Genomic DNA, 25,907 nt, shown 5'->3' on the forward strand with positions numbered 1-25,907 from the left:
GTCGCCTTATGGCCCGTTTGAGATCTGTCGACGTCCGGTAACGATGACTGTTTGTAGGAGGAGAGCGGAAGTCGGAGCCACTCGGCCAAACCGACGCGAATGTCATGGTCGGCGTGGAGCCAACGCTTCCGAAAGCCGACCCCATCCTCGTTATCCATCCGGTTTCCACTGTGCTAATTTGAAACTGGCGATCGATTTTCCCAGGCTTGGCGCAGGGTGCGTGAGACGACGCGAGTTCATTTCGGCACTCTGCGGCGTGGCTTGGCGACAAATTTGTTCATCGAAAGCAAGAGGGCAAGCCCATGAAAGACCTGGCTGGACGGACCGCCTTCGTGACAGGCGCTGCCTCGGGGATCGGCCTTGGCATCGCGACCGCGCTGTCGCAGGCGGGGGTGAAGGTCATGCTCTGCGACATCGAGGAAGAGGCGCTGAAGAAGGCGGTCGCGGACCTGAAGACAGGGACCAACGTCGACGTCGATGGCGTGAAAGCCGATGTCTCGCTCAAAGGCGAGCTTCAAGCGGCAGCGGACGCGGCCGTCGCGCGGTACGGCAAGATCCACATATTGGTCAATAATGCGGGCGTCGGGGGCGGTGGCCCCTATGGTGAGTGGACTGATGCAGGCTGGGACTGGGTCCTCGGCGTCAACCTGAGATCGGTAATCTGGGGCTTCGAGATTTTCGGTCCGCTGATCGAAGCGCACGATGAAGGAGGGCAGGTCGTTTCCACAGCGTCCGTCGCCGGCCTGATTACGGGAACAAGCCCAGCGTACGATGTGAGCAAATACGGAGTGGTGGCGCTGTCAGAAGGGATGCGTAAGGTCCTCGCGCCAAGGAAGATCGGGGTCTCCGTTCTGTGTCCGGGCATAGTCCGCACGCAGATCATGAACTCCCGGCGCAATGTGCCGCAGCGATTTGCCGGGGCGGTCGGCAATCCTCCGCCGACGGAAGGCCCCCGCGCCGAGTTCATCAAGGTATTCCAGGAACGGATCAGCTGCGGCATTGATCCGCTCTATGTGGGCGAGCTGGTCTGCGAGGCCATCGAGAACGACTGGCCTTACATTTTCACCGATACCGAGCACGAACCCTTCATCGACGAGCGCTTCGCAGCGATCAAGCAGGGCTTCGACCGCATCCGCGGCCGAACGCCGCGACGCTAGCTCTCGTGTCTGCTCAGAGGCCCTGGTCACCAAGCGACCCAGCGGATGCGGGCGCTTAGTCGATGCTGCTTCGAGAAGGTTCATGCGGTTCTCGAAAATTTCGCCGCTCCTCAGGGCTCGTATCCAGTCATAGGATCGGTGCTCCGAGCACAATGGTTTTGGCCCATCGCTGAACGCCTGCGTTGGCGCCAAAGGCGGAGCTGCTCGCCGAATCCGGCCATAGCCGCAAACAAAAGGCCACAGGGGGGGACCATCATGTCCGCGTTGTCACGCCGCGATTTCCTGGCACTCTCGACATCCGCTGCCGCCGTCGGCCTCACCGCGCCGGTGCGGGCCGCGATGGGGCCGAACGACAAGTACGATCTGGTGATCCGCGGCGGCGAGGTGCTCGACCCCAGCCAGTCGCTGCGCGCCAGACGCGACATCGGCATCCGCTGGGGCGTCGTCGAGACGGTGCAGGAGACGATCCCCGCCGAGCGTGCGCTGAAGAGCATCGACGCCTCAGGCAAGCTCGTGATGCCCGGTCTCATCGATCTGCATTCCCACGTCTATCCTTACGGCTCGGCGATCGGCATTCCCGCCGACGAATTGGTGCAATTCCAGGCGACGACGACCGTCGTCTCGGCGGGTGATGCCGGGGTCAACAATCTGGCGGCGCTGCGTCGGTTCATCGTGGCGCAGACGCGGGCGCGGATGTACGCCTTCGTCCACATCGCCAATAACGGCCTGTCGGCGTTCCCGGCCGCCGAGCTGTACAATATCGACGTCGCCCAGACCGAAGCCTGCGCGATGGCGCTCGCCGAGAACGCCGACTTCCTGCTCGGGGTCAAGGTGCGGATGTCGGAGAATGTGATCTACAAGCACGGGCTCGAGCCGCTGAAGCGCGGCATCCAGGCTTGCGAGATGTGCGGCTGGCCGGCGAAGATGATGGTGCATATCGGCGGCGTCGAAACCAAGGAGCTGATGTCGCAGATTCTCGACCTGCTCCGCCCGGGCGACGTGCTGACGCACGCCTATTCAGGCGCGCCCAACATGTCGAACGTCTTCACCAACATCGTCCAGGACGGCAAGCTGCTGCCGGCGGCCCTTGCCGCCAAGCAGCGCGGCGTCATGTTCGACGTCGGTCACGGCGGCGGCAGCTTCGATTTCACCGTGGCGGAAGTGGCGATCCCCGGCGGCTGCACGCCGGACACGATCTCCTCCGACATCCACGTCTTCTCCGGCAATTCGCCCGGCATTCCGTTCCTGCCCAACGTGATGAGCAAGTTCATGATTCTCGGTTTCACGCTGGAGCAGGTGGTCGCGATGGCGACCACGGCGCCGGCGAAGATCATCGACCGGGCGCCGAAGATCGGCACGCTGCAAGTCGGTGCGCCCGGCGATGTCGCCATCATGGAGCTGGTGGAGGGGCCGGTCAGCTTCGTCGACACCCGCAACAACAAGAGGGAGGGGAAGGCCTATCTCAAGCCGATCCAGACCGTGATCAACGGCGTCCCGTTCGGGCGGCCTTATCAGGCGCCGTTCGCGGTGAGGTAAGACGGCAGAGAGCAGCTAGGACGCCGCGACGCTCACCTTGACTGCGACGGGCCGCGGAAGGCGCAGCCCGCGGGCCAACACTGAGCGGCGCGGTGCCGCTTGCCGCTGCGGCAGCGTTCCGAAATGCGCAAGGACTTCGGTCAGCGCGCGCCTGACCGCTGGCTCGATCTTCGCGCAAATGAACCAGCAGACCAGGATCAGAAGGGCCAGCGCGATCCAGAGAGCCGAGGTCGGGTCCAGGCCGGCCTCGACCAGCGCACGAATGATCGCCGCACCAATGACGTTGTGGGTGAGATAGAGCGGGTAGGTGATCAGTCCCAACGTTCGCAAATAGGCCGGTGCTTCAGGAGAGGCGGTGTCCGCAGCGTGCCTGTTTCGCCTCGCGGCGAGGGCGATCAGCAGCACCGCGGCCGACCAGACCATGATCGGCGCAAGCGCGGATTGATCCGCGATGGCGGGGATCGAGGTCAGGAAGAACGAGGCGAAGAAGTAGATCTCCGCTGCGCCCGAGACACAGGTGACGGCCAAGGCGATCTTCTCGAGCGCCGTCAGTTCCCTGTTCGCGGAGATGAACAGCCAGATTCCCAGCGCGAAGAAGCAGCCATGGCTGAGCAGGAAGGCCGCGCACGGCACCCGGAACATCAGGATGACGAGATAGGGCAGGTCGGATGGCGTCGTGCACGACATCACCAGCAGCGCGGCGGCGTTGAAGATGGCGCTGTAGATGGTGAGACCAAAGGCCAGGTGCCGCAGGGTGATCCTCCGCGTCAGCATGGCGCAAAATACGAGGCCATAAAACGCGGTCTCGGCGGCCAGCGTCCAATAGACCTCGTCGAGCCACTGACCCGTGACGCCCTTGGGCACCATCAGCATGGCGTGGACGTAGGGCAGGATGAGCTCGGAGGCCGGGCCGCTGCCGAAGAGCAGCAGAACGAGCAAGGTCGCAGTGGCGCAGACCCAGACTGCCGGATAAAGCCTGAGTGCGCGGCCGAGAAGGAACGCGCCGGGCGAAGATTGGCTCGCCGAATTGGCGATGACGAAACCGGAGATGACGAAGAAGATCTCGACGCCGACCCAGCCGAACCAGGTGAAGGCTGCGGCGGAGGGGTAGAGAACATCGGCGGCGACGGTGCGTTCAAAGCCCGGGACGCCGATCGAGGTCCAGGCCCAGGACCAGAACATCTGGTGAAAAATGGCAACGCCGAGCGCGGCGGCGAAGCGCAGCGGATCCAGCAGGGACAAATGGCTCTTCACGGCAGTGGACCGGGTTCATGCAACGATCCCGCTGGAATTAGTGAAGGCGCCTATGGCGCTCTGCGACGTTGGTCACACTTGGTCCGTCGCTGTCGGGTAACGTTGCCCGAGCTCTGCGGCCGAAGACAGATCATCGCGGTTATGACAACTCAGATCCCAGGGCCCGACCTGAATTGCAGGCTTCTGGCCGCGAGCAGTCATCATCACCCTCGAGCGGGGTTCATGACAGCGTTCGAAGTTCGTCCACACCGATAGGTGGCTTGCTTCGCCAGCCGACGATGAAGGCACGTTTTGCGAGCCCGTCCTGAACCCGAGCTATCTGCGTCCGCTCCGCAGCGAGCCGAAGCCGCAACAAGGGATCGCGGGTCCCCGAGACGGTGAGGCTTTTATTGATGACCCAGCCATAGGGTTCGACTCCGGCACGCCGCAAGTCATCCTGAAGGGAGGCGGCCTCGGAAACCGGCGTCGTCTCCGGCAGCGTCACCAGAATCACCTTTGTATGGGTTGGATCCTGTAACCTCATCAGAGGGGTAACGATCCGTCCCGGACCGCTCGGTGCGAGTTGGCTCGTCATCTGGCGATGATAGGCGCCGGTGGCGTCCAGCAGGAGCAGCGTGTGGCCTGTCGGCGCCGTATCGAGCACCACGAAGGCGCTCCGGGCCTCCGCAACAACGTGCGAGAAGGCATGGAAAACAGCGACCTCCTCGGTACACGGCGAAGCTAGATCCTCCAGCAGAAGGGCCTTGCCCTGCGCATCGAGGTCACGGCCACGGCTCGCCAATATTTTCTCGACATAGCGCTGCGTCTCGACCCGGGGATCGATCCGGTCGACCGTCAGACCTGGCATGACGCCATCGACGACGAAACTGACGTGAGCTGCGGGATCGGTCGTGCTGAGATGGACGGCATGACCCCGCTTCGCCAACCCTACCGCGATGGCGGCAGCAAGCGTCGTCTTTCCGACGCCGCCCTTGCCCATGACCATGATCAGGCCGCGCTTGCCCTGCGCGATGTCATCAACCAACCGGTCGAGGCCCGGCAGGTCGATCGGCTCGGTGCTCCTCTCGGTGGAGACGATCGATGGTTGGTTGGAGGGCGACAGCAGCGCCCTCAGAGCCGTCACGCCGACGATGTCGAAGCCAAGCAAAGGAATTTCGTCTCGCGGCAGTTTCGTGAGCGACGCCGGCATCGCGGCCAGCGCCTCGTCCTGATCCCGCTCAAGGGCAACTGCAACGACATCGGTCGGGTCCGCGGCGTGGAAGCGCCCGTTCACCACGAGAAACTGATTCGATAGATTGAGCCCATCGAGTTCGCCCGATGTCCTCGCTGCCTCGCGGACGGCGCCGCGATCGGCGCGGGTGACCAAGATGATGGTGGTCTGCCTGGAATCGCCCAGGGCCCGCAGCGCCTTGCGAAAGCGGTCTTCCTGCATCGTCAGACCTGAATGCGGCCCGAGGCAGGACGCTCCCCGATCGTTGTCCTTGAGAAAGCCGGTCCATGCCTTTGGCAGGCTAAGGAGACGTAGCGTGTGACCGGTCGGAGCGGTATCGAATATGATGTGATCGAACCCCGTGACATCGCCGTCAAGCAGGCCCACGAACTCGTCAAAGGCGGCTATTTCGGTGGTGCAGGCGCCGGAGAGCTGCTCGCGCACGGTCGATCGTTCGTCCGCGGTAATTTCGGGGCCGAGCTGTTCGAGGACCCGGCTGCGATAGGACTCGGCAGCTGCCTCCGGATCGATATTCATCGCCGAAAGTCCGGTGACGTTTGGCACCGGCGTCGGGCGATCGGTCAGAGTGGCTTCGAGCATCTCATCGAGGTTGGACGCAGGGTCGGTGCTGACGATAAGAACGCGAAGTCCACGGTCGGCAAGGACGATAGCGGTGGCGCACGCAAGAGAGGTCTTACCGACTCCGCCCTTTCCGGTGAAAAACAGATACGGGGTTGGGGCGGTCAGCGCGAGAAAGTGGTGCATCATAGGGTGTCCTGCGGCCGTAGTGGTGATACGGCGACGTGTCGACCGGTCCGGGCGCCGCGATGAGCATTGTGTTGAAGATGGTCAAACGCTTTGCGACGGGGTCTCGATTGAAACTTGGTAACAACGTCGACCGGGAGCTTGTTGAGCTGAATCAACGGGCGGAGGAAACCGCCGGCAAAGTAACGGCCATGTTTGACCCAAAGCGGAGTGGCCTGATCTCCTATTCCAGCAAGTCAGGAATTGAGTGCGTCGTAAACGATGCCCAGGACTACGCTGTAAGCCAGGAGCATCGCTAGCGAGAAGAGTGCCGGCGAAACGCCAAGTCCAACCTGGAATGCGAAAAATCCAAGTCCGATCATGGGAAAGAACACCAGCCCCATCATCGCCCATCCGAGCACGCCGTAGGCGATTCCTTTGATCGCTCCAATATTGCCCGGCAGCCACCGATAAAGATGTCCAAAGGCGAGACTGACGAGGGTTGAGCCATTCAGGAATGACAGCAGCCAAGGCACCACGGGATGAACTGCAGTGCCGGCCGCATGGCTCAGCGTCGTCTGGAGACTTTCGTAGGGCTCGAATGACGGAAGTAGTCCGGCCCAGGACTTGAAGTACATCAGAAGCGAATGCACGATGCTTCCGCACGCCCCTGCAACCACTGCCTTCCAAATCCTGTTGCCTGAAGGCATGCCGGGTTGCCCGTTCTCAGCGGTCGCTGCTGCTTGTCGCGATCATGGGCGCAATTCGATTGAGGGCGTCAATCCGGCCTCGTCAGCTGAGGAACTGCTCAAGCGTAAAGGGAAGCATGCTGCGCTTCTCCCGGGCAATTTCGATTGAGCGTAGAGAACTGCGCGGCTTCGCCGCTTGATGAGGATCAACGTCGTCCCTCGAGGTCCGCTGGCTGCCCGAGGTTGACATGGACCCCTTTCGGCTTCGACGTCGTCTTCTGCGCGCATGGCGGACGCCAACAGTTCGACGGTACGCCTAGCTCAGCGCTCGTGCCCCGTGCGCCGCGTAGCGCTTCGGCGATGCGAAGCATCGTCCGGCGCGGTGTGCGGCGGGGCCGGGCCCATCTCTGCATGGTGTCGTGTCACGTTCTGGGTGCCGGCTCAGCGGAGCAGCGTTGCACGCTGCACCGCGTCCGGGACACGAACGGAGTCGAAGACGAAAACGGGGCCCGAAAGGGCCCCGCAAAAAACTCAGTCGCTTGTCCGCGTCTTACTTGATCTTGGCTTCGCGGAATTCGACGTGCTTGCGCGCGACCGGGTCGTACTTCTTCTTGACCAGCTTGTCGGTCATGGTGCGCGAATTCTTCTTGGCGACGTAGTAGAAGCCGGTGTCGGCCGAGGACACGAGCTTGACCTTGATGGTGACCGCTTTGGCCATGTTCAGAACCTCAGGAATGAAGGGAATCTGGAGCCGGCCAAACGGCCCGCGTTGGCCGGCAACCTAGCCAGAAACCGCCTGATGTCAAGGTTTCAGGGGGCAGAAACCACCCAAATCGGGCCCATTAGGCCTCGAAGAACCGGTTTTTGGGCCGCGGCAGGCCCAGATTCTCCCTCAAAGTGGGCCCTTCGTACTCTTTCCGGAAAATCCCGCGCCGCTGCAGCTCCGGGACGACCTTGTCGACGAAATCGTCGAGGCCGGCGGGCAGGAACGGGAACATGATGTTGAAGCCGTCGGAGCCGCGCCCGACCAGCCATTCCTCCATCTGGTCGGCGATGGTCTTGGCGGTGCCGACGAAGGAGAGCCCGCCATAGCCGCCGACGCGCTGGGCGAGCTGGCGCACCGTGAGCTTGTCGCGGGCGGCGAGATCGACCATGCGCTGGCGGCCGCTCTTGCTGGCGTTGGTCTCGGGGATTTCGGGGAGGGGGCCGTCGGGATCGAAGCCGGACGCGTCGGTGCCGAGGATGACGGAGAGCGAGGCGATCGCGCTGTCGTAATGCACGCGGCTGTCGAGCAGCGCGCGCTTCTCCTTGGCCTCGTCGACGCTGTCGCCGACCACGACGAAGGCGCCGGGCAGGATCTTGAGGTGTTCAGGATCGCGGCCGACCTTCTCCATGCGGCCCTTGATGTCGGCATAGAGCTTTTGGCCGTCGGCGAGGCTGCCGCCGCCGGTGAACACCGCTTCCGCCGTTTCGGCCGCGAGCTGCTTGCCGTCTTCCGACGCGCCGGCCTGCACGATGACAGGCCAGCCCTGCACGGGGCGGGCGATGTTGAGGGGCCCGCGCACCTTCAGATATTTGCCGTGGTGGTCGAGCGTGTGCATCTTCGCGGGATCGAAGAACAGCCCGCTCTCGACGTCGCGCACGAAGGCATCGTCCGCGAAGGAATCCCACAGGCCCGTGACGACGTCGTAGAACTCGCGGGCGCGCTTGTAGCGTTCGGCATGCTCCATGTGGTCGTCGAGGCCGAAATTCAGCGCCGCATCCGGGTTCGACGTCGTGACAATGTTCCAGCCGGCGCGGCCGCCGCTGAGATGATCGAGCGAGGCGAAGCGGCGTGCGACGTGATAGGGCTCGTCGAACGTGGTCGAGCCCGTCGCGATCAGGCCGATACGCTCGGTAACCGCCGAGAGTGCCGACAGCAGCGTGAACGGCTCGAACGAGGTCACGGTGTGGCTGCGCTTCAGCGCATTGATCGGCATGTTCAGCACGGCGAGGTGATCGGCCATGAAGAAGGCGTCGAACTTGCCGGCCTCGAGCTTCCGGATCAGCTGCTTGATATGGCCAAAGTTGAAATTGGCGTCGGGCCAAGCCCCGGGATAGCGCCAGGCGCCGGTGTGGATGCTGATCGGGCGCATGAACGCGCCAAGCTTGAGTTGCCGTTGTGCCATCGCCCGGTGTGTCCTTCTTCATTGTCGTTCGGAAAGACATAGGTGCGCCGGGGAACTCCGCCATTAGGGAAGGTGGGAAGAATTTTCCGTTTTTTACAGCTATCTCAGCACGTCATTCCGGGGCGCGCCTCTTGGCGCGAACCCGGAATCCATCGAACTGCAGAGACGGTGGAGGAATGGATTCCGGGTTCGCGCTACGCGCGCCCCGGAATGACGAAAGGAATCCCGCAATGAAGAAGAGGCTTGGCGTCGCGCAGCTTAGCCCAAAATATCCTTCTGCATCCTGCCGCCGTAGAAATGGAAGAAAGGCACCGGCGCGTCGTGGCGGAGCGGGCCGGTGGCAAGGCGGGTGTCGAGCTCGTTGAGCACGTTGCGCGTCATCGGATGCAGATCGGCCAGCGGCTTGGAGCCGAGCTCGACCCAGACCAGCTCGACCAGCTCGGCATCGGCATGGATCACACCGTCGACGCGATGGGTGATCGCGGAGGCATCGGCGGTGAAGAAGCGCGTGTCGAACCGCTTGACCCGGCCCGGCGGGGTGATCGCGCGCGCGATCAGGAACAGGCTGGAGGGGTCGGGCAGCAGGCCTGCATCGGCGAACGGCTGCCACGGACCTTCGAGCTTCGCCTTGATCTCCGCCTTGCGGCCGAGGCAGAGACCGGTTTCTTCGCAGGCTTCGCGGATCGCGGCAATAGCGAGCGACTTCGCGCGCGAGGCGGGAGTCTTCGGGCTTCCCTTGGCGAGATTGGCCTCCAGCTCGGCGGTGATGGGCGCAGCACAGGGCACGCGATGGTCGGCCTTGTCGACACGTCCCCCCGGGAAGACGAACTTGCCGGGCATGAACACCACCTTGTCGTGGCGCTTGCCGACCAGCACTTTCGGAACGGCGCTGCTGCGGTCGACCAGGATCAGGGTCGCCGCGTCCTTCGGGCGGAAGTAGGGATGATGATCGGCCTCCTTCTCCTCGTGAACCCGGGCCTTCTCCACTGCCTGCGCCGTATCCGTCATATCCCCACCCAAACCGCTTTTGCTTCTTGCTTACACAGGCGGAATACCATCCGGAGGGCTCTCGTCAAACCCGTGCATGCGCAGAGCCCATTGCAAGCCGACCACAGCTCCCTTGACCGGCTGCAGCAGTGCGAGCGAGGCCACGAAGGTGAACGGCAGATAGGCCGCGAAGCTGATCCAGACCGGTGTCGAATAATTGGTCTCGATCCAGAGGACCGCCGGCACCACGATGTGGCCGACGATGACGATGACGAGATAGGCGGGCAGGTCATCGGCGCGGTGCGGCGTGAAATCGAGACCGCATTTGGCGCAATTGTCTGATGTCTTCAGGAAAGCGCGGAACAGCTTTCCCTGGCCGCAGCGCGGGCAGCGGCCGCGAAAGCCGCGCCTCATGGCGGCAAAGACGTCGCGCTTCTCGACGAGGCCGTCCTCGCGCGTCCAGATTTTTGGAGCCGTGCTCATTGTCACCATGCCTTGCCCTTCTTGCCCTTACCCTTGCTCTTGTTTCCCCTGGCCTTTTTCCCTTTGCCGGATTTTTGCTTCGCCGGCTTGCGTTTTTTATCCGGGCTGCGGCCGGGATGGGCCTTGAACGAGGGGCGGCGTTGCGGGTTGGGACGCCCGCGGTCGCGCGGCGCAGTCTCGCTTGCCGACCCCAGCAGCTCGAAGCGTAGCGCGCCGGCGATGGGAGCGGCTTCGATCAGGCGGACGTCGACGACGTCGCCGAGCTGATACATGGTGCGGCTGCGCGTGCCGACCAGGGCGTGCCGGCCCTCGTCATAGTTGAAATATTCCGTGCCGAGGGATCGGATCGGGATCAGTCCGTCGGCGCCGGTCTCGGAGAGCTTCACGAACAGGCCGGCGCGGGTGACGCCGGAGACGCGGCCCTGGAAGCTCGCGCCGATGCGATCGGCGAGGTGATGGGCGATGAGCCGGTCCACGGTCTCGCGTTCCGCCTTCATCGCGCGCCGTTCGGTCAGCGAGATGTGCGCGGCGACTTCGCTCAGGGTCTCGGGCGTCTCGCTGTCGGGCAGGGCGCCTTCGCCGAGCCCGAGCGCGCGGACCAGCGCGCGGTGCACGACGAGGTCGGCATAGCGGCGGATCGGCGAGGTGAAATGCGCGTAGCGGCGCAAATTCAGGCCGAAATGTCCGTAATTCTCGGAGGAATACTCCGCCTGGGCCTGGGCGCGCAGCACGACCTCGGAGACCAGCGGGTAATAATCATGGCCTTCGAGCTGGGCCAGCACGCGGTTGAACAGCGTCGGACGCAGCGCGCCGGATTTGGCGAAGGGGACGTCGAGCGTCTCCAGGAACTCCGAGAGCGCGTGGACCTTCTCCAGCGTCGGCTCGTCATGCACGCGGTAGATCAGCGGGAGCGACTTCTTCTCCAGCATCTCGGCTGCCGCGACATTGGCGAGGATCATGAACTCCTCGATCAGCTTGTGCGCATCGAGGCGCTCAGGCACCACGACGCGGTCGACCGTGCCGTCGCTCTTCAGCAGGATCTTGCGCTCGGGCAGGTCGAGATTGAGCGGATCGCGCTCGTCGCGGGCGCGCTTGGCGCAGGCATAGGCGGCGTAGAGCGGCCTCAGGATCGGATCGAGCAGGGGGCCGGTGGTGTCGTCGGGCCGTCCGTCGATCGCGGCCTGTGCCTGCGCGTAGCTGAGCTTGGCGGCCGAGCGCATCAGGATGCGATGAAAACTGTGCGAGCGCTTGCGGCCGTCGGGGCCGAGCACCATGCGCACCGCGAGCGCGCCGCGCGGCTCGCCCGGCACCAGCGAGCAGAGATTGTTGGAGATGCGCTCGGGCAGCATCGGCACGACGCGATCCGGGAAATAGACCGAGTTGCCGCGATCGAGCGCGTCACGGTCGAGCGCGGTGCCCGGCCGCACGTAGAAGCTGACATCGGCAATCGCGACGTTGACGATGAAGCCGCCTTTGTTGTTGGGATCGTTATCCGGCTGCGCGTGCACCGCGTCGTCGTGATCCTTGGCGTCGGGTGGATCGATGGTGAGAAGCGGCACGTCGCGCCAGTCCTCGCGGCCCTTCAAATTGGCTGGCTCGGCGGCTTCCGCCTCGCGCTCCGCGGCGGGGGAGAATTGCAGCGGAATCTCGTGGGCGTAGATCGCGATCAGGCTGATCGCCTTCTCCGATTTGACCGAGCCGAGCTTCTCCTTCACGCGGCCCGAGGCGAGGCCAAAGCTGCGCGTACGGACGATGTCGACGCTGACGAGATCGCCGTCCTGCGCACCCTTGGTGTCGGCAGCGGCGATGTTGAGCTCGCGGTCCGCCATCTTCTTGTCGACGGGCACGAGCCGTCCGCCGCCTTCGGGAAGCTCGCGGAACACGCCGAGGATGCGGCTCTTGGCCTTGTCGAACACCTTGATGACGCGGCCGCGATATTGCGGCCCTTCGGCCTCGTTGGTCGGCTCGACGCGCAACAGCGCGCGGTCGCCGACGCCGGCGGCGGTGCCGGGCTTGGGCCGGCGCGGCATCTCGATGATGATCTTGGGCGGCTCGCCGTTCTCGACCTCGTCCCATTCGGTGGGGGAGGCGATCAGCTCGCCGTCGCCGTCACGGCCGGTGATGTCGGCGACCAGGGTCGGCGGCAGCGCGTCCGGCTCGGACACCTTGTGACGTTTCTTCTTGATGGTACCGTCGTCGGCGAGCTCGCGCAGCATGCGCTTGAGCTCGACGCGATCGGCGTTCTTCAGGCCGAACTCGCGCGCAATTTCGCGGGTCCCGACCTTTCCGGGATTTGCCTTGATGAAGGCGACGATGGCTTGCCGGTCGGGAAAGCCACGGTCATTCTTGCGTTTCACTTAACCTCTAATTCTTGATCTCAAGTCTTGCCGGCACTCTTCTTGGCCGGAGCCTTGGTGGCGGCGGACTTGGTCGGCGACGTCTTCGCCGTCGATGCCACGCCGGCGCGCGCCTTGCTGGTGGATTCGGATTTGGTTTTGGCCGCGGCTTTCTTCGCGGCCGGTTTCTTCGGCTTCGGTGCGGTGTCCTCGCCGTCCGCAGCCTTCTTCGCCTTGGCGGGTTTGGCCGCCTTCTTCGCCTTGGTCTTGCCGCCGCCCTTTCCGCCACCCTTGGCCGCGCGCTCGTCGATCAGCGCGATCGCCTGCGCCAGCGTGACGGTGTCCTTTTCGAACTCGGCCGGGATGGTCGCGTTGACGCCACCGGCGGTGACATAGGCGCCGTAACGGCCGCTCTTCACGGTGACGGTGCCGAGCGTGGGATGATCGCCGATTGCCTTGCCGGGATCGGCGCCGAAGCGGCGGCTCGGGCCCTTGGCGACCTTTTCCGCGATCAGCGTGACCGCGCGGTTGAGACCGATGTCGAAGACTTCGTCGCCGCTCTCGAGGCTGGCATAGGTCTTCTCGTGCTTCACGAACGGCCCGAAGCGGCCGAGGCCGGCCGTGATCGGCTGACCGGTCTCCGGATGCTTGCCGATCTCGCGCGGCAGTGACAGCAGCTTCAATGCAAGCTCGAGCTCGACATCGCCGGGCGAGGTGCCCTTCGGGATGCCTGCGCGCTTCGGCTTCTCGCCTTCTTCGTAATCCTTGGGCTCGCCGAGCTGGATATAGGGCCCGAAGCGGCCGGCCTTGACCCAGACATCGCGCCCCGTCTCAGGATCCTGGCCGAGCGAACGGTCGGCGGTGGCTTCGCCGTCGGCGGCGAGCTGGCGGGTGTAGCGGCACTCCGGATAGTTCGAGCAGCCGACGAAGGCGCCGAACTTGCCGGCCTTCAGATTCAGCCGCCCATTGCCGCAGCTCGGGCACTGCCTGATGTCGCCGCCATCCGCGCGCGGCGGATAGATGTGCTGGCCCAGCATGTCGTCGAGCACGTCGAGGACCTGCGCGACGCGCAGGTCCTTGATCTCGTCGACGGCGCCGATGAAGCCGGTCCAGAAATCCTTCAGAACCTGCTGCCAGGAGATCTCGTTGTTGGAGATGCGGTCGAGCTGCTCTTCCAGATTGGCGGTGAAGTCGTATTCGACGTAGCGGCTGAAGAAACTTTCGAGGAACGCAACCACGACGCGGCCCTTGTCCTCGCCGTGCAGGCGCTTCTTCTCCAGCTTGACGTAGCCGCGGTCCTTGAGGACCTGGAGGATCGAGGCATAGGTCGAGGGCCGGCCGATGCCGAGCTCTTCCATGCGCTTGACCAGCGAAGCCTCGGAGAAGCGGGGCGGCGGCTCGGTGAAATGCTGCGTGACAGACAGCGATTGCCGCTTCAGCGCGTCGTTCGGGCTCATCGCGGGCAGGCGGCGGGAGTCCTCGTCCTCCTCGTCGTCGCGGCCTTCCTGATAGAGCGCGAGGAAGCCGTCGAACTTGACGACCTGGCCGGTGGCGCGCAGCTCCAGCGTGCGACCGCCCGCCTTCGCGGTGATGTCGACGGTGGTGCGCTCCAGCTCGGCCGATTCCATCTGGCTGGCGATGGTGCGCTTCCAGATCAGCTCGTAGAGCCGGGCCTGATCGGCATCGAGCTTGCGGCTCATGCTGTCGGGGCGGCGGGACATGTCGGTCGGGCGGATCGCTTCGTGCGCTTCCTGGGCGTTCTTGGCCTTGGCCTGGTACTGGCGCGGGGCCTCCGGCACATAGGCGTTGCCGTAATCCTCGCCGATCACCTTGCGCGCCTGGGTGATCGCCTCCGGGGCGATCTGCACGCCGTCGGTACGCATATAAGTAATGAGTCCCGTGGTCTCGCCGCCGATGTCGATGCCCTCATAGAGGCGCTGGGCGATGCGCATGGTGTGCGCCGGCGCAAAGCCGTATTTGCGGCTGGCTTCCTGCTGCAGCGTCGAGGTGGTGAAGGGGGCCTGCGGATTGCGCCGGGCCGGTTTCGCGTCCACCGCGGTGACCGCATAGGCAGCCGCTTCCAGCGCCTTCTTGAAGTCGTCGGCTTCCGCGCCGGTTCCAATATCGAGGCGCTGGATCTTCTTGCCGTCGGCGCCGACGAGGCGGGCCTCGAACGCATCGCCGCGCGGGGTCAGCAGGGTCGCGATCAGCGACCAATATTCCCGCGGCACGAATTTCTCGATCTCCAGCTCGCGGTCGCAGACAAGGCGCAGTGCCACCGACTGCACGCGGCCGGCCGAGCGGGCACCGGGCAGCTTGCGCCACAGCACGGGGGAGAGGGTGAAGCCGACGAGGTAGTCCAGCGCGCGGCGCGCCATATAGGCGTCGACCAGCGCGCCGTCGATCTGGCGCGGATGCTTCATCGCGTCCGTGACGGCCTGCTTGGTGATGGCGTTGAACACCACGCGCTCGATCTTCTGATCCTTCAGCGCGCGCTTCTCCTTCATGACCTCCAGCACGTGCCAGGAGATGGCCTCGCCCTCACGATCAGGGTCGGTCGCCAGAATCAGGCGGTCGGCACCCTTCAGGGACTTGGCGATGTCGTTGAGCCGGCCGGCCGCCTTGGGGTCGACCTCCCAGATCATCTTGAAATTGCTGTCGGGATCGACGGAGCCGTTCTTCGCAGGCAAGTCCCGGACATGGCCGAACGAGGCCAGAACCTCATAGGACGAGCCCAAATATTTGTTGATCGTCTTGGCTTTCGCCGGCGACTCCACAATGACGATATTCATGTAGTTCCAGTAACTTACGGGAAAATTGGGGGCCGAAAACGAAAGGACTCGGGTCGGCCGTTTCGCCCCGAACATGGGTGGTGAGACCTCCGCTGTCAAATCGAGGGGTGTTGAAGCCCTCCCAAATGGGAAAAGTTTCATATCGAGAAAGTTGCAAAATACCACCTTGGAGTTGCGGCCGATGTCGGCGTAATGTTTCCGCGGGGCATGGATTCGGGTGGGGTCTGGTGACTAGGCCGGGAAAGAAACGGGCGCGCGCCGCATCAGGCGTGCCGGGAGGCTCACGTCACGAGGAACCGGGGGAGGGGGGCGCGGACGAGGCCGTCGCCTTCATCGCCGAGCAGGTCGGTGCGTTGCGCAAGCTCGCCGAGCGTCACAAGCTCGATGTCCTGCATTATCTCCTGGGCATGACCAAGCTGGAAGCCGACGAGCATTTGCGGCTGCGGACCAAGCGCAAGCTGTCGTGACGGACTCGGTAGAATACGGGTGAACCGTCAGGACGCAGGCGCGACCAAGCCTACGTGAAGAATGCATCCAATCCCCCGAGCCTCGCGGACAGGCTCCGCAATGATGTTCGGGGTTTTGTGATCATGGTGACATTGGTCGGAGGATTGACTCTATGGTTCGCGACGATCGGCTTGACCGATAGGGTCGTCTATCGCGGTGTCGATCAATCCTGGTTCGATCCTGGTCTTGTTCATCTCAAGACGGACCCTGCCGGTCTTTATGCGATCGAGCGGAATGCGGACTTTGCCGCCATGAAGGTCGGCTGTGTCTACGATTTGAACTACGATGGGGAGTTTGGCCGGCGACGAGGCTCGAATCGCCTGAAGGCCGTGCGCAGGGCGACCTTGGTCAGATGCTAGCTGGCAGCCCTGCGACCCTCGACGGTGTGCGAAAAACTCGCCGGCAGGATCATGCCGATCGTCGTCGCGCGGACCGGGGTTTCAGCGTGGTGTCGGCCGGCGTGAGCAGCCGCCCATCCTCCGCGCGCATTTCCAGCTTCTTCACTGGGCGGCCTTTTTCTCGATCCACCAAGATCGTTGCGATCTCCTCGGGGCGGTCGTCGAACTCCTCGCTCCATTGCCGCAGCGCCACCAGGATCGGGAAGGTGCCGCGGCCCTTCGGTGTCAGCACATATTCCTGATAGGCGCTGCCGTCGGAGGCGGGCGCGGTCGCCAGGATGCCGCGGTCGACCAGTGCGCGCAGCCGCGCCGACAGGATGTTCTTCGCCATGCCGAGCTTGTTCTGAAACTCGCCGAAGCGGCGCAGCCCAAACAGCGCCTCGCGGATGATCAGCAGCGACCACCAGTCGCCGAGCGCGTCCAGCGACCTCGCGATCGGGCAGGCATCGCCCTCGAAGCTCGTTCGTTTCACCATCGTCGTCTGTCCCATTCGCGTTCGCACGATTGCCGGGCCGATCACGCGCTTGTGTGGTTGCATCATAAAACCAAATGCCCTAGATGGCAATCTAGTTTCATAATGCAACTACTGGAGGCGAGCGTGAGACTGACAAACAAGACGGCCCTGATCACCGGCGGCAACAGCGGCATCGGGCTTGCGACGGCAAAGCTGTTCGTGGCGGAGGGCGCCAGGGTGGTGATCACCGGGCGCAACAAGGAGACGCTGGCGGCGGCGGCCAAAGAGCTGGGGCCGAATGCGCTCGCGCTCGTCGCCGATGTGACCGACATCGCAGCGACGGAAGCCGCGATCAGGCAGGGCGCCGAAAAGTTCGGCAAGTTCGACATCGTGTTCGCCAATGCCGGCATTCCCGGCGCCGGAGGCACGCCGCTCGGTTCGGCGAAGCTGGAGGTGTTCGAGAAGGTCATCAGCACCAACCTGACCGGCGTATTCTTCACGGTGCAGTCGGCGCTGCCTTACCTCAACGACAACGCTTCGATCATCCTCAACGGCTCGGTGATCTCCGTGCTCGGGATTCCCGGCTACTCCGCTTACGGCGCGGCGAAAGCCGGCGTGCGGGCGATGGCGCGGATCATGGCCTCGGAGTTGTCGCCGCGCGGCATCCGCGTCAACGTGGTTGCGCCCGGCGCAATCCGCACGCCGATCTGGGGCGCGGCGATCGCAACGCCGGAAGCGGAGAAGGCGTTCGAGAAGCGGATCGGGTTGTCCACGCCTCTCGGGCGTATTGGTGAACCGGATCACGTCTCCAAGACTGTGCTGTTCCTCGCCTCCGACGATGCCGCGCATATCCAGGGCCAGGAGATCTTCGTCGATGGCGGCGCAGTTGCCGCTCCGGCCGGCGCGCCGATCTATTGCGGTTGATCGATTCAAACAAAATTGAATCCATCCGGCGCCACACGCAGGTTGCGCCGGATGGTTCCCTCGTCTTGCGAGGCGTATTTTCTGAACCTTTGCGTGAAGCGTTGAACCTTCGCTTGCGCTGCAAAGACATTTTTACGGGCAGGGGTCACGAGACTCATTTTCAGGGAGCCCGCGATGCCAAAGGCAGCTCGCATTTTTTCGTCGATTTCAGCACCGCGCATTTACAGCGAACGTTCCGCCATTCCCGCCAAACGCTCCGACATGTCCGAGTTCATCGGGGTGGCGCTTTTCGCCGGCATCGGCCTGTTCATTTCGCTGGTCGCCGTCATCCTCGGCATTCAGGGCGCCTGGTTTTAGCCTGATCGACCTGTCAGCCGCCGCCGGAATCCGGCTGCGGCTGTTGTCAGCGTGAGGCTCAGGCCGCGCGCAGGCTGGTGGCCGACTGAAGCGCGCCGGCGATCGCCTTTTCGCGGTGTTCGGGCCCGACCTGGATGCCGTCTGCGGAGATGAATTCGGGATTGGTAATGCCGATGAACCCGAACACCCAGCGCAGATAGGTTTCGAGATGCTCGCCAGCGGCGTATGGCGTCTCCGCGCCGTAATAGCCGCCGCGCGAGATCGCCACGATCACGCGCTTGCCGCCGGCGAGACCCTCGGGGCCGGCCGCGCCATACTTAAATGTCTTCCCAGCCACCAGGATGCGATCGATCCAGGCCTTGAGCTGGCTCGGGATGGTGAAATTGTACATGGGCGCGCCGATCACGACGGTGTCGGCATCGAGGAACTCGTTCAGCACGGCCGCGCTCGCGGCAAGGTCCGGGCCGAGCTCTGCGGGCGCGGGCGCGCCTTGCGCGGCGGCGAGGTGCGAGCCCGAGAGGTGCGCGAGCGGCGTCTGGGTCAGATCGCGGTAGACGATTTCGAGCGAGGGGCTCGCCTGGCGGAGCCGGTCGACGATGGCGGCGGAGACCTGCCGGGACACGGAGTGGGGGCCGAGCACGCTGGAGTCGATATGGAGGAGTTTCATTCGGGGTCACCTTGGTATAAGTTTGTAACCAGCGCTACATGAGTGACTGTCGAAATCCCCGCAAGAACGCACTTTTTTGAGCCATGGGCACATTATTGAAACCTGAGAACACCGGTTTGCCTGCTCCGCCGAGGCCAACCGAGAGGCCCGATCCCAACCACTCCGATTGCCGCGACGTCGCCTCCGTGCTGTCCCGCGTCGGCGACAAATGGAGCGTGTTCGTGATCATGATGCTCAGCGACGGGCCGAAGCGCTTCAACGAGCTGAAGCGCATGATCAACGGCATCTCGCAGCGGATGCTGACCCTGACGCTGCGCGGACTCGAGCGTGACGGGCTGGTCACGCGCACGATCTTTCCGACCATCCCGCCGCGCGTGGACTACGAGCTGACCGATCTCGGCCGCGGGCTGCAACAACCGGTCAAAGCGCTCGGCGAGTGGGCGATCGCGCATCAGCAACAGATCGCTTCGGCGCGGGCGCGGTTTGACGAGCGCAACGATCGCTAGATCAGAGACACCAACCCGCCGCCGTGACGCTCCAGCTTGGCGGCGAGCTCGAGCTCGAGCAGCACGGTGCGCACGATCGCGGGCGAGGCGCCGGACATCCGCACGAGATCGTCGATCGAGATCGGCACGGGGCCGAGCAGGCCGATGATCTGGTCGCGGTCGTGACCTTGCGGATCGGTCTCGAACGGCTCGCTGTCGGGCTCGCTCGCTGGGATCATCAGCGGGCGCTCCATGATCGGTGCGACAGCATTGATGATGTCGGCAGCTTCGGTGACCAGCGTTGCGCCCTGCTTGATCAGATCGTTGGCGCCCGCCGCGCGCGGATCGAGCGGCGAGCCGGGCACCGCGAACACCTCGCGGCCCTGTTCGGCCGCCATGCGCGCGGTGATCAGCGAGCCCGATCGGTGCGCGGCTTCCACCACGACGACGCCGAGCGAGGCGCCCGAGATCAGGCGGTTGCGGCGGGGGAAGTCGCGGGCGCGCGGCTCGTGGCCGAGCGGCATCTCGGAGATCGCAGCGCCTGCGTGATCGAGGATCGATGCGAGCAGATCGCCATGCTCGGGCGGGTAGATGCAATCATGGCCGCCGGCGAGCACCGCGATCGTGCCGGTCTCGACACTGGCGCGATGCGCGGCCTGATCGACGCCGCGCGCGAGCCCGGAGATGACGACGAAGCCGGCCTCGCCAAGCTCGCGCGCGAGCAGGCCCGCGAATTTCAGCCCGGCGCCGGAGGCGTTGCGCGAGCCGACGATCGCGATCATCGGCCGCATCAGGGTCTTGGCGTCGCCGCGCACGGCGAGCAGGGGCGGCGCATCGTCGATCATCGCCAGCCGCGGGGGATAGCCGTCCTCGCCGGGCGCGAGCCAGGCGATGCCAGCCTTGCGGCCAGCCGCCAGCTCGGCCTTCGCCTCGTCGGCGCTGCAGATGCGCCCCGATCGCTGCGCACCGCCGCGGCGCGCCAGATCCGGCAGCCGCTCCAGCGCCGCGCGCGCGGTGCCGAAATGATCGACCAGCGAACGAAAAGTGCGCGGGCCGACATTGTCGGAGCGGATCAGCCGCAGACGGTCGATCCGCTCGGCCTCGGTCAGCTCCACGGTGGGATTGATGGCGTCCACGGCGTCTCCTTGCAAGCGCAGCATGGAACAACCTGAGGGCGTTGCGCAACAGCGACGTGCGCTTGCGTGGCCTCGCCCCGATGCTAAAAGCGATCCCAATAAGAAGGGTAGTGCCATGATCTCACTCGCCGACCTCCAGCGCCGCATCGAAGCCGGCGAGCTTTCGCCTGAAGCCGCCATCGCCCAGTCGCACGCGGCAATCGAGGCCAGGGAAAAGGACGTCCACGCCTTCGTCCGTCACGACAAGGCTGCGAAGGCGCAAGCGTCCGGCCCGTTGCGCGGCATCGCGGTCGGCATCAAGGACATCATCGACACCGCTGACATGCCGACCGAGATGGGCTCGGAGATCTATCGCGGCTGGCAGCCGCGCGCCGATGCGCCGGTCGTGATGATGCTGAAGCGGGCGGGCGCGACCATCATCGGCAAGACCACGACGACGGCGTTCGCCTCGCGCGATCCGACGCCCACGCTCAATCCGCACAATCTCGGCCATACGCCGGGCGGCTCGTCCTCGGGCTCGGCGGCGGCCGTCGGCGCCGGCATGATCCCGCTGGCGCTGGGCACCCAGACCGGCGGCTCCGTGATCCGGCCCGCGGCCTATTGCGGGACCGCCGCGATCAAGCCGTCATTCCGGATGCTGCCGACGGTCGGTGTGAAGTGCTATTCGTGGGCGCTCGACACGGTCGGCCTGTTCGGCGCGCGCGCGGAAGATCTTGCGCGTGGCCTCCTGGCGATGACGGGCCGCACCGAATTTGCCGGCATCGTTCCGGCCAAGGCGCCGCGCATCGGCGTGGTCAGGCAGGAGTTTGCAGGCGCCGTCGAGCCGGCGGCTGAAGAGGGCTTGCAGGCCGCGATCAAGGCCGCCGAACGCGCCGGTGCCAGCGTGCAGACGATCGACCTGCCCGAGGCTGTGCAGGAGGCCTGGCGCATCCATCCCATCGTCCAGGATTTCGAAGCGCATCGTGCGCTGGCCTGGGAGTTCTCGGAGCGTCACGACGAGATCGCGCCGATGCTGCGGGCAAGCCTCGATGCGACCGCCCATCTGACGCCGAAGGAATATGACGAGGCGCGCCGGATCAGCCGCCGCGGCCGCCGCGAGCTCGGCGAGGTGTTCGAGGGTGTCGATGTGCTCCTGAGTTATTCGGCGCCCGGCACGCCGCCGGCAAAGGCGCTCGCGACGACAGGCGATCCCCGCTACAACCGGCTGTGGACGCTGATGGGCAATCCTTGCGTCAACGTGCCGGTGCTGAAGGTGGGGGGCCTCCCGATCGGCGTGCAGGTGATCGCGCGCTTCGGCAACGATCCGGTCGCGCTTGCGGCGGCGTGGTTCCTGGAGAACGCGCTGGCGAATTCAGGCTAGCGCGGGTTCGAAGGGGACAGCGGCGGGCGTTGCGTCTGCCTTTGCATGTTGCCCGAGCCAGCGCTCGGCGGCTGCGCGACCGCTTCGGTGCAGCAGGCGAATGAAGCCGCGGCCGAGGTCGGTGGATGAGCGCTGCGCCAGGCCGTCAACGCAATCTTCCGCCGCGATCCGGGTGAGGCGCAGCGACGGTGCGGCATGAGCCTGCGCCCATGCGATCGCCGCGATCTCGGCATTGAGCGCGGCGTTGGCCGCGATCTGGTCGAGCCGGCGGTCGATCGCGGCGAGCGTGATCGGCACGTAGCTGTCGCGCGCCGGCGTGACCTGGACGAGCAGGACGTCGGAGGTCGTCGTCTCCTGCGCCAGCCGCAGCAGCGGCGGGTTGCCGCCGAAGCCGCCGTCCCAATAGGCTTCGCCCTCGATCTCGACGGCGCAATGAACCAGCGGCGGACAGGTCGAGGCCAGCGCGACGTCGGCGGTGATGGCGTCATTGCGGAAGATCTGCTGCTGCCCGTCGCGGATCCGCGTCGCCGCAATCAGCAGCTTTGGGCACGCCGCGCCGCGCAACGCGGAAAAGTCGATGTCGCGTGACAGCGCCTGCCGCAGCGGATCGAGATCGACCGGATCGAACTGGCCGGAGCGCAGCGTCGGCCCGAATGCGACCGAGCTTCCCGCCGGCGAGAAACCACCGACCAGCATCAGCGAACGGAACGAGGCCTCGTGCATCAGGCGGAGCCAGAACCGGCTCAGCCGGCTGCGCGCAGCTTCGCGGCCGCCCTCAGCGAGGCCGGAGGCGAGCAGCAGTGCATTGATAGCACCGGCGCTGGCGCCGCTCATGGTGTCGATCTCGATGGGTTCTTCCAGCAGCCGCTCCAGCACGCCCCAGGTAAAGGCGGCAAAGGTGCCGCCGCCCTGCAGTGCCAGCGAGAGTCTGCGCGGCGGCCATTGCTCGGCGCTTGCCGGCGCGGGTGCGGCCCGAGCAGCCCTGGTCACGACCTCGACCGTCGCAGGTGCTTGCACAACGGGCGGCGGTGCCGGCGGCAAAACCGGAATGGGATCTGGCGCGGGAGGCGGCGAGGGCGCATCGGACCAGATGTCCGTCGTCGAGAGCAGCCGGCTCGCCGCGGTGCGGGTAACACCCTGCGAACCACCCCCATCATGCGCGTCGACAATCTTCTCGCTCATTCCGAGCAACCGCGTAACGCCATCTCGACTGTCAGGATGACAGGCATGGAACCCATTCGCTACTGCCGGCCGCGAACGCGCGGGCAGTTGCGAACAGGATTTGAGATATAATGCAGAGAGAGGGCTCCGGTATCCGTAGATGCCCCGGCTTTAGACGCTTGTCGCGACAAGGTTCGCGACGCGATCAGGCCTTCTCGCCGATGCGGCTTTCCCTGCCGGCTTGCAGCCGCTTGATGTTCTCGCGATGCGCGTAGAACAAGAGCAGCGTCAGCACCGCGAACAATGCTGCGAGCGCGAGGTGGCCGAACCACCACAGGAACATCGGCGTGATGAAAGCGGCCACCAGCGCCGACAGCGACGAGTAGCGGGTGGTGAAGGCGGTCGCCAGCCAGAGCAGGCAGAACACCACCATGCCGGGCCAGAACAGGCCGAGCAGGATGCCGATATAGACGGCGACGCCCTTGCCGCCCTTGAACTTGAGCCAGACCGGGAAGAGATGGCCGAGGAAGGCGCCGAGCCCGGCCATCATGGCGGCGTTGGGACCTGCGATGTAGCCGGCGATCACCACCGCCGCAGTGCCCTTGAGCGCGTCGAACAGCAAGGTGCCCGCGGCAAGGCTCTTGCGCCCCGTGCGCAGCACATTGGTGGCGCCGATGCTGCCGGAGCCGATCGAGCGGATATCCTGCGTGCCGGCGAGCCTGGTCAGGATCAGGCCGAACGGAATCGAGCCGAACAAATAGCCGATGACGAAGGCCACCGGCAAAAATGCTTCAAGCCCCATGGCGGCAGCTCCAAAGGCTGGATTTCGCGTCAGACATGCTCGTACACCGTCCGGCCGCCGACAATGGTGCGCACCACGCGGCCTGTAAAGCGGGCCTCGTCGAACGGAGTATTCTTGCAGGGCGATTTGAGGTCGGCGGGATCGACCACCCAGGGGACGTCGGGATCGATCACGATGACGTCGGCGGGGCTGCCTGCGCGCAGGGTTCCGCCAGGCAGTCCCAGAATCTCGGCCGGCCGGGTCGACATCGCCCGGATCAGCGTCTTCAGGTCCAGCTCGTCATTGTGCACGAGGCGAAGGCCCGCCGGCAGCATGGTCTCGAGCCCAATGGCGCCGGGTGCTGCCTCCGCGAACGGCAGGCGCTTGACCTCGACGTCCTGCGGATTGTGGTCCGACATGATCACGTCGATGAGGCCCGAAGCGACGGCTGCGACCAGCGCGCGGCGGTCGTCCTCGGTCCGCAGCGGTGGCGACAACTTCAGGAAGGAACGGTAGGGGCCGATGTCGTTCTCGTTCAGCGCCAGATGGTTGATCGAGACCGAGGCGCTGACGGTGAGCCCGGCGTCGCGGGCGCGCTGGAGGACCTCCAGCGAGTCGACGCAGGTCAGCGAGGCCGCGTGATAGCGGCCGCCGGTCAATGCCACGAGGCGCATGTCGCGTTCGAGGATCACGGCCTCTGCGGCATTCGGAATGCCCATCAGGCCGAGCCGCGAGGCGAACTCGCCCTCGTTCATGACGCCTTCGCCGACCAGATCGGGATCCTCGGTGAAGTGTACGATCAGCGCGTCGAAATCGCGGGCGTAGGTCAGCGCACGGCGCATCACCTGCGCATTGGTCACGCTTCGAACGCCGTCGCTGAAGGCGACGGCGCCCGCGGCCTTGAGCAGGCCGAACTCGGTCATCTCCTGGCCGTGCATGCCCTTGGTGAGGGCGGCCATCGGCTGGATGTTGACGATCGCGGTGTCGCGGGCGCGGCGCATCACGAAGTCGACGGTCGCCGAATTGTCGATCACGGGCTCCGTGTCGGGCTGGCAGATGATGGTGGTGATGCCCCCGGTCGCGGCCGCCTGGCTCGCGGTGGCGAAGGTCTCTCGATGGCTGAAGCCGGGCTCGCCGACGAAGGCGCGCATGTCGATCAGGCCGGGCGCGACGATCTTGCCGGAGCAGTTGACGATGTCGGTTCCCTCGGGGACGCCGGCTGCGCCAATGCCGCGGCGGGTCTCGCGGATGGTGCCGTCGGCGATCAGGACGTCGCCGACACCGTCGAAATCCCTGGAGGGATCCACGACGCGGGCATTGGCGAGCAGGATGGGGCGGCGATCGGTCAACATCGGCATCACGCGTTCGGCAGGTTACGGGCGAGCGCTTCCAGCACCGCCATGCGCACGGCCACCCCCATCTCCACCTGTTCGCGGATCAGGGATTGGGCGCCGTCGGCCACGATCGAGTCGATCTCGACGCCGCGGTTCATGGGGCCGGGATGCATCACGAGCGCGTCCGGCTTGGCATAGGCGAGCTTCTTCTGGTCGAGCCCGAAATAGTGGAAATATTCGCTCGACGACGGCACGAAGGAGCCGTTCATGCGTTCGCGCTGCAGCCGCAGCATCATGACGATATCGGCGCCGTTGAGGCCCTCGCGCATGTCGCGCGCGACCTCGACGCCCATCCGCTCGATGCCCGGTGGCAGCAGCGTGGTCGGGCCGACGACGCGGACGCGGGCGCCCATCGTATTCAGCAGGATGATGTTGGAGCGGGCGACACGCGAATGCAGCACGTCACCGCAGATCGCGACCACGAGCCCCTCGATCCGGCCCTTGTTGCGGCGGATGGTGAGCGCGTCGAGCAGGGCTTGCGTCGGATGCTCATGCGCGCCGTCGCCGGCATTGATCACGGAGCCGTCAACCTTGCGCGCCAGCAGTTCCACCGCGCCCGAGGCGTGATGGCGCATCACCAGGATGTCCGGGTGCATCGCGTTCAGCGTCATCGCGGTGTCGATCAGCGTCTCGCCCTTCTTCATGGACGAGGAGGAGACCGACATGTTCATGACGTCCGCGCCGAGCCGCTTGCCGGCGAGCTCGAACGAGGATTGGGTCCGGGTGGAGGCCTCGAAGAAGAGGTTCACCTGCGTCCGTCCGCGCAGGACGGTGCGCTTCTTGTCAACCTGGCGGTTGAGCTCGACATATTCTTCGGACAGGTCGAGCAGGCCGGTGATGTCGGCCGCGGAAAGGCCCTCGATGCCCAGCAAATGCCGGTGGCCGAGGACGAAGGTCGATTTCGATGTCATTAAAGCGAGAGCTATA

At 65.1% G+C, this 25,907-nt stretch carries 25 protein-coding genes; 8 read left to right on the forward strand and 17 right to left on the reverse strand.

Going from position 1 to position 25,907, the window contains the following annotated elements; translation table 11 throughout:
- Positions 1-302: 302 nt before the first annotated feature.
- Positions 303-1,157: an SDR family NAD(P)-dependent oxidoreductase gene (locus tag TSA1_RS00820; protein ID WP_100174676.1), complete on the forward strand. Its 855-nt coding sequence runs from the start codon at positions 303-305 to the stop codon at positions 1,155-1,157.
- Positions 1,158-1,412: 255 nt separating this feature from the next.
- Positions 1,413-2,693 carry an amidohydrolase family protein gene (locus tag TSA1_RS00825; protein WP_100174677.1) on the forward strand — a complete coding sequence of 427 codons (1,281 nt, stop codon included), beginning with the start codon at positions 1,413-1,415 and terminating at the stop codon, positions 2,691-2,693.
- A gap of 15 nt (positions 2,694-2,708) precedes the next feature.
- Here TSA1_RS00825 and TSA1_RS00830 read toward each other — a convergent pair whose 3' ends face one another.
- From TSA1_RS00830 to topA, 9 genes are all read right to left on the reverse strand, one after another.
- The gene (locus TSA1_RS00830; RefSeq protein WP_245448064.1) at positions 2,709-3,935 is read right to left on the reverse strand and encodes an acyltransferase family protein; all 1,227 of its coding nucleotides are present in this window, start codon (positions 3,933-3,935) and stop codon (positions 2,709-2,711) included.
- A gap of 232 nt (positions 3,936-4,167) precedes the next feature.
- Positions 4,168-5,922, reverse strand: coding sequence for an arsenical pump-driving ATPase (gene arsA, locus TSA1_RS00835; RefSeq protein ID WP_100180905.1), 1,755 nt, complete (start codon positions 5,920-5,922; stop codon positions 4,168-4,170).
- Between the two features lie 236 nt (positions 5,923-6,158).
- Positions 6,159-6,611: a DUF6789 family protein gene (locus TSA1_RS00840; RefSeq protein WP_100174679.1), complete on the reverse strand. Its 453-nt coding sequence runs from the start codon at positions 6,609-6,611 to the stop codon at positions 6,159-6,161.
- A gap of 529 nt (positions 6,612-7,140) precedes the next feature.
- On the reverse strand, positions 7,141-7,308 hold the full coding sequence (gene rpmG, locus TSA1_RS00845) for a 50S ribosomal protein L33 (protein WP_007603295.1): 168 nt from the start codon (positions 7,306-7,308) through the stop codon (positions 7,141-7,143).
- Between the two features lie 124 nt (positions 7,309-7,432).
- The gene (locus tag TSA1_RS00850) at positions 7,433-8,758 is read right to left on the reverse strand and encodes an LLM class flavin-dependent oxidoreductase (protein WP_100174680.1); all 1,326 of its coding nucleotides are present in this window, start codon (positions 8,756-8,758) and stop codon (positions 7,433-7,435) included.
- Between the two features lie 258 nt (positions 8,759-9,016).
- A complete protein-coding gene (locus TSA1_RS00860) occupies positions 9,017-9,766 on the reverse strand; it encodes an NUDIX hydrolase (protein WP_100174681.1) in 750 nt (249 codons plus the stop codon).
- A gap of 30 nt (positions 9,767-9,796) precedes the next feature.
- The gene (locus tag TSA1_RS00865; protein WP_100174682.1) at positions 9,797-10,237 is read right to left on the reverse strand and encodes a DUF983 domain-containing protein; all 441 of its coding nucleotides are present in this window, start codon (positions 10,235-10,237) and stop codon (positions 9,797-9,799) included.
- Complete coding sequence (gene rnr / locus TSA1_RS00870) at positions 10,231-12,585, reverse strand: ribonuclease R (protein WP_100174683.1); 2,355 nt, start codon at positions 12,583-12,585, stop codon at positions 10,231-10,233. The genes TSA1_RS00865 and rnr overlap by 7 nt, the downstream gene beginning before the upstream one ends.
- A gap of 20 nt (positions 12,586-12,605) precedes the next feature.
- Positions 12,606-15,356: a type I DNA topoisomerase gene (topA, locus tag TSA1_RS00875; RefSeq protein ID WP_100174684.1), complete on the reverse strand. Its 2,751-nt coding sequence runs from the start codon at positions 15,354-15,356 to the stop codon at positions 12,606-12,608.
- Positions 15,357-15,583: 227 nt separating this feature from the next.
- Here topA and TSA1_RS00880 point away from each other — a divergent pair, with 227 nt between their 5' ends.
- Together TSA1_RS00880 and TSA1_RS00885 are read left to right on the forward strand one after the other, a co-directional pair.
- A complete protein-coding gene (locus tag TSA1_RS00880) occupies positions 15,584-15,823 on the forward strand; it encodes a hypothetical protein (RefSeq protein ID WP_100174685.1) in 240 nt (79 codons plus the stop codon).
- 123 nt (positions 15,824-15,946) lie between these two features.
- On the forward strand, positions 15,947-16,222 hold the full coding sequence (locus TSA1_RS00885) for a hypothetical protein (RefSeq protein WP_145984255.1): 276 nt from the start codon (positions 15,947-15,949) through the stop codon (positions 16,220-16,222).
- A 49-nt stretch (positions 16,223-16,271) separates the two neighbouring features.
- On the opposite strand, the gene TSA1_RS00890 is transcribed toward TSA1_RS00885, so the two are convergent.
- Positions 16,272-16,736 (reverse strand): winged helix-turn-helix transcriptional regulator, encoded by a 465-nt coding sequence (locus TSA1_RS00890; protein WP_100180906.1) that lies wholly within the window; start codon positions 16,734-16,736, stop codon positions 16,272-16,274.
- A 123-nt stretch (positions 16,737-16,859) separates the two neighbouring features.
- Between TSA1_RS00890 and TSA1_RS00895 the strand changes: the two genes are divergently transcribed.
- Complete coding sequence (locus TSA1_RS00895; protein ID WP_174718681.1) at positions 16,860-17,639, forward strand: SDR family oxidoreductase; 780 nt, start codon at positions 16,860-16,862, stop codon at positions 17,637-17,639.
- 5 nt (positions 17,640-17,644) lie between these two features.
- Here TSA1_RS00895 and TSA1_RS39235 read toward each other — a convergent pair whose 3' ends face one another.
- Positions 17,645-17,860, reverse strand: coding sequence for a hypothetical protein (locus tag TSA1_RS39235; protein WP_174718666.1), 216 nt, complete (start codon positions 17,858-17,860; stop codon positions 17,645-17,647).
- Between TSA1_RS39235 and TSA1_RS00900 the strand changes: the two genes are divergently transcribed.
- Positions 17,814-17,996 carry a hypothetical protein gene (locus tag TSA1_RS00900; protein ID WP_100174688.1) on the forward strand — a complete coding sequence of 61 codons (183 nt, stop codon included), beginning with the start codon at positions 17,814-17,816 and terminating at the stop codon, positions 17,994-17,996. The two genes, TSA1_RS39235 and TSA1_RS00900, sit on opposite strands and share 47 nt — an antisense overlap.
- A 58-nt stretch (positions 17,997-18,054) precedes the next feature.
- Here TSA1_RS00900 and TSA1_RS00905 read toward each other — a convergent pair whose 3' ends face one another.
- Positions 18,055-18,663 (reverse strand): FMN-dependent NADH-azoreductase, encoded by a 609-nt coding sequence (locus TSA1_RS00905; RefSeq protein ID WP_100174689.1) that lies wholly within the window; start codon positions 18,661-18,663, stop codon positions 18,055-18,057.
- 83 nt (positions 18,664-18,746) lie between these two features.
- On the opposite strand from TSA1_RS00905, the gene TSA1_RS00910 reads away from it, so the two are divergent.
- A complete protein-coding gene (locus TSA1_RS00910; RefSeq protein WP_100174690.1) occupies positions 18,747-19,169 on the forward strand; it encodes a winged helix-turn-helix transcriptional regulator in 423 nt (140 codons plus the stop codon).
- On the opposite strand, the gene dprA is transcribed toward TSA1_RS00910, so the two are convergent.
- Complete coding sequence (gene dprA / locus TSA1_RS00915; protein WP_100174691.1) at positions 19,166-20,308, reverse strand: DNA-processing protein DprA; 1,143 nt, start codon at positions 20,306-20,308, stop codon at positions 19,166-19,168. The two genes, TSA1_RS00910 and dprA, sit on opposite strands and share 4 nt — an antisense overlap.
- A 91-nt stretch (positions 20,309-20,399) precedes the next feature.
- Here dprA and TSA1_RS00920 point away from each other — a divergent pair, with 91 nt between their 5' ends.
- Positions 20,400-21,644, forward strand: a complete 1,245-nt coding sequence (locus TSA1_RS00920) for an amidase (RefSeq protein ID WP_100174692.1) — start codon at positions 20,400-20,402, stop codon at positions 21,642-21,644.
- Here TSA1_RS00920 and TSA1_RS00925 read toward each other — a convergent pair.
- From TSA1_RS00925 to TSA1_RS00940, 4 genes are all read right to left on the reverse strand, one after another.
- Entirely contained in the window at positions 21,636-22,826 is a 1,191-nt protein-coding gene (locus tag TSA1_RS00925; RefSeq protein WP_174718682.1) for a patatin-like phospholipase family protein, read from the reverse strand. The genes TSA1_RS00920 and TSA1_RS00925 overlap by 9 nt on opposite strands.
- A gap of 184 nt (positions 22,827-23,010) precedes the next feature.
- Complete coding sequence (gene plsY, locus TSA1_RS00930) at positions 23,011-23,607, reverse strand: glycerol-3-phosphate 1-O-acyltransferase PlsY (RefSeq protein ID WP_100174694.1); 597 nt, start codon at positions 23,605-23,607, stop codon at positions 23,011-23,013.
- 29 nt (positions 23,608-23,636) lie between these two features.
- Positions 23,637-24,938 carry a dihydroorotase gene (locus TSA1_RS00935; RefSeq protein ID WP_174719265.1) on the reverse strand — a complete coding sequence of 434 codons (1,302 nt, stop codon included), beginning with the start codon at positions 24,936-24,938 and terminating at the stop codon, positions 23,637-23,639.
- 5 nt (positions 24,939-24,943) lie between these two features.
- Entirely contained in the window at positions 24,944-25,891 is a 948-nt protein-coding gene (locus TSA1_RS00940) for an aspartate carbamoyltransferase catalytic subunit (RefSeq protein WP_028135931.1), read from the reverse strand.
- Positions 25,892-25,907: the final 16 nt, after the last annotated feature.

The sequence above is a fragment of the Bradyrhizobium nitroreducens genome, assembly GCF_002776695.1.
GTDB lineage: Bacteria > Pseudomonadota > Alphaproteobacteria > Rhizobiales > Xanthobacteraceae > Bradyrhizobium > Bradyrhizobium nitroreducens.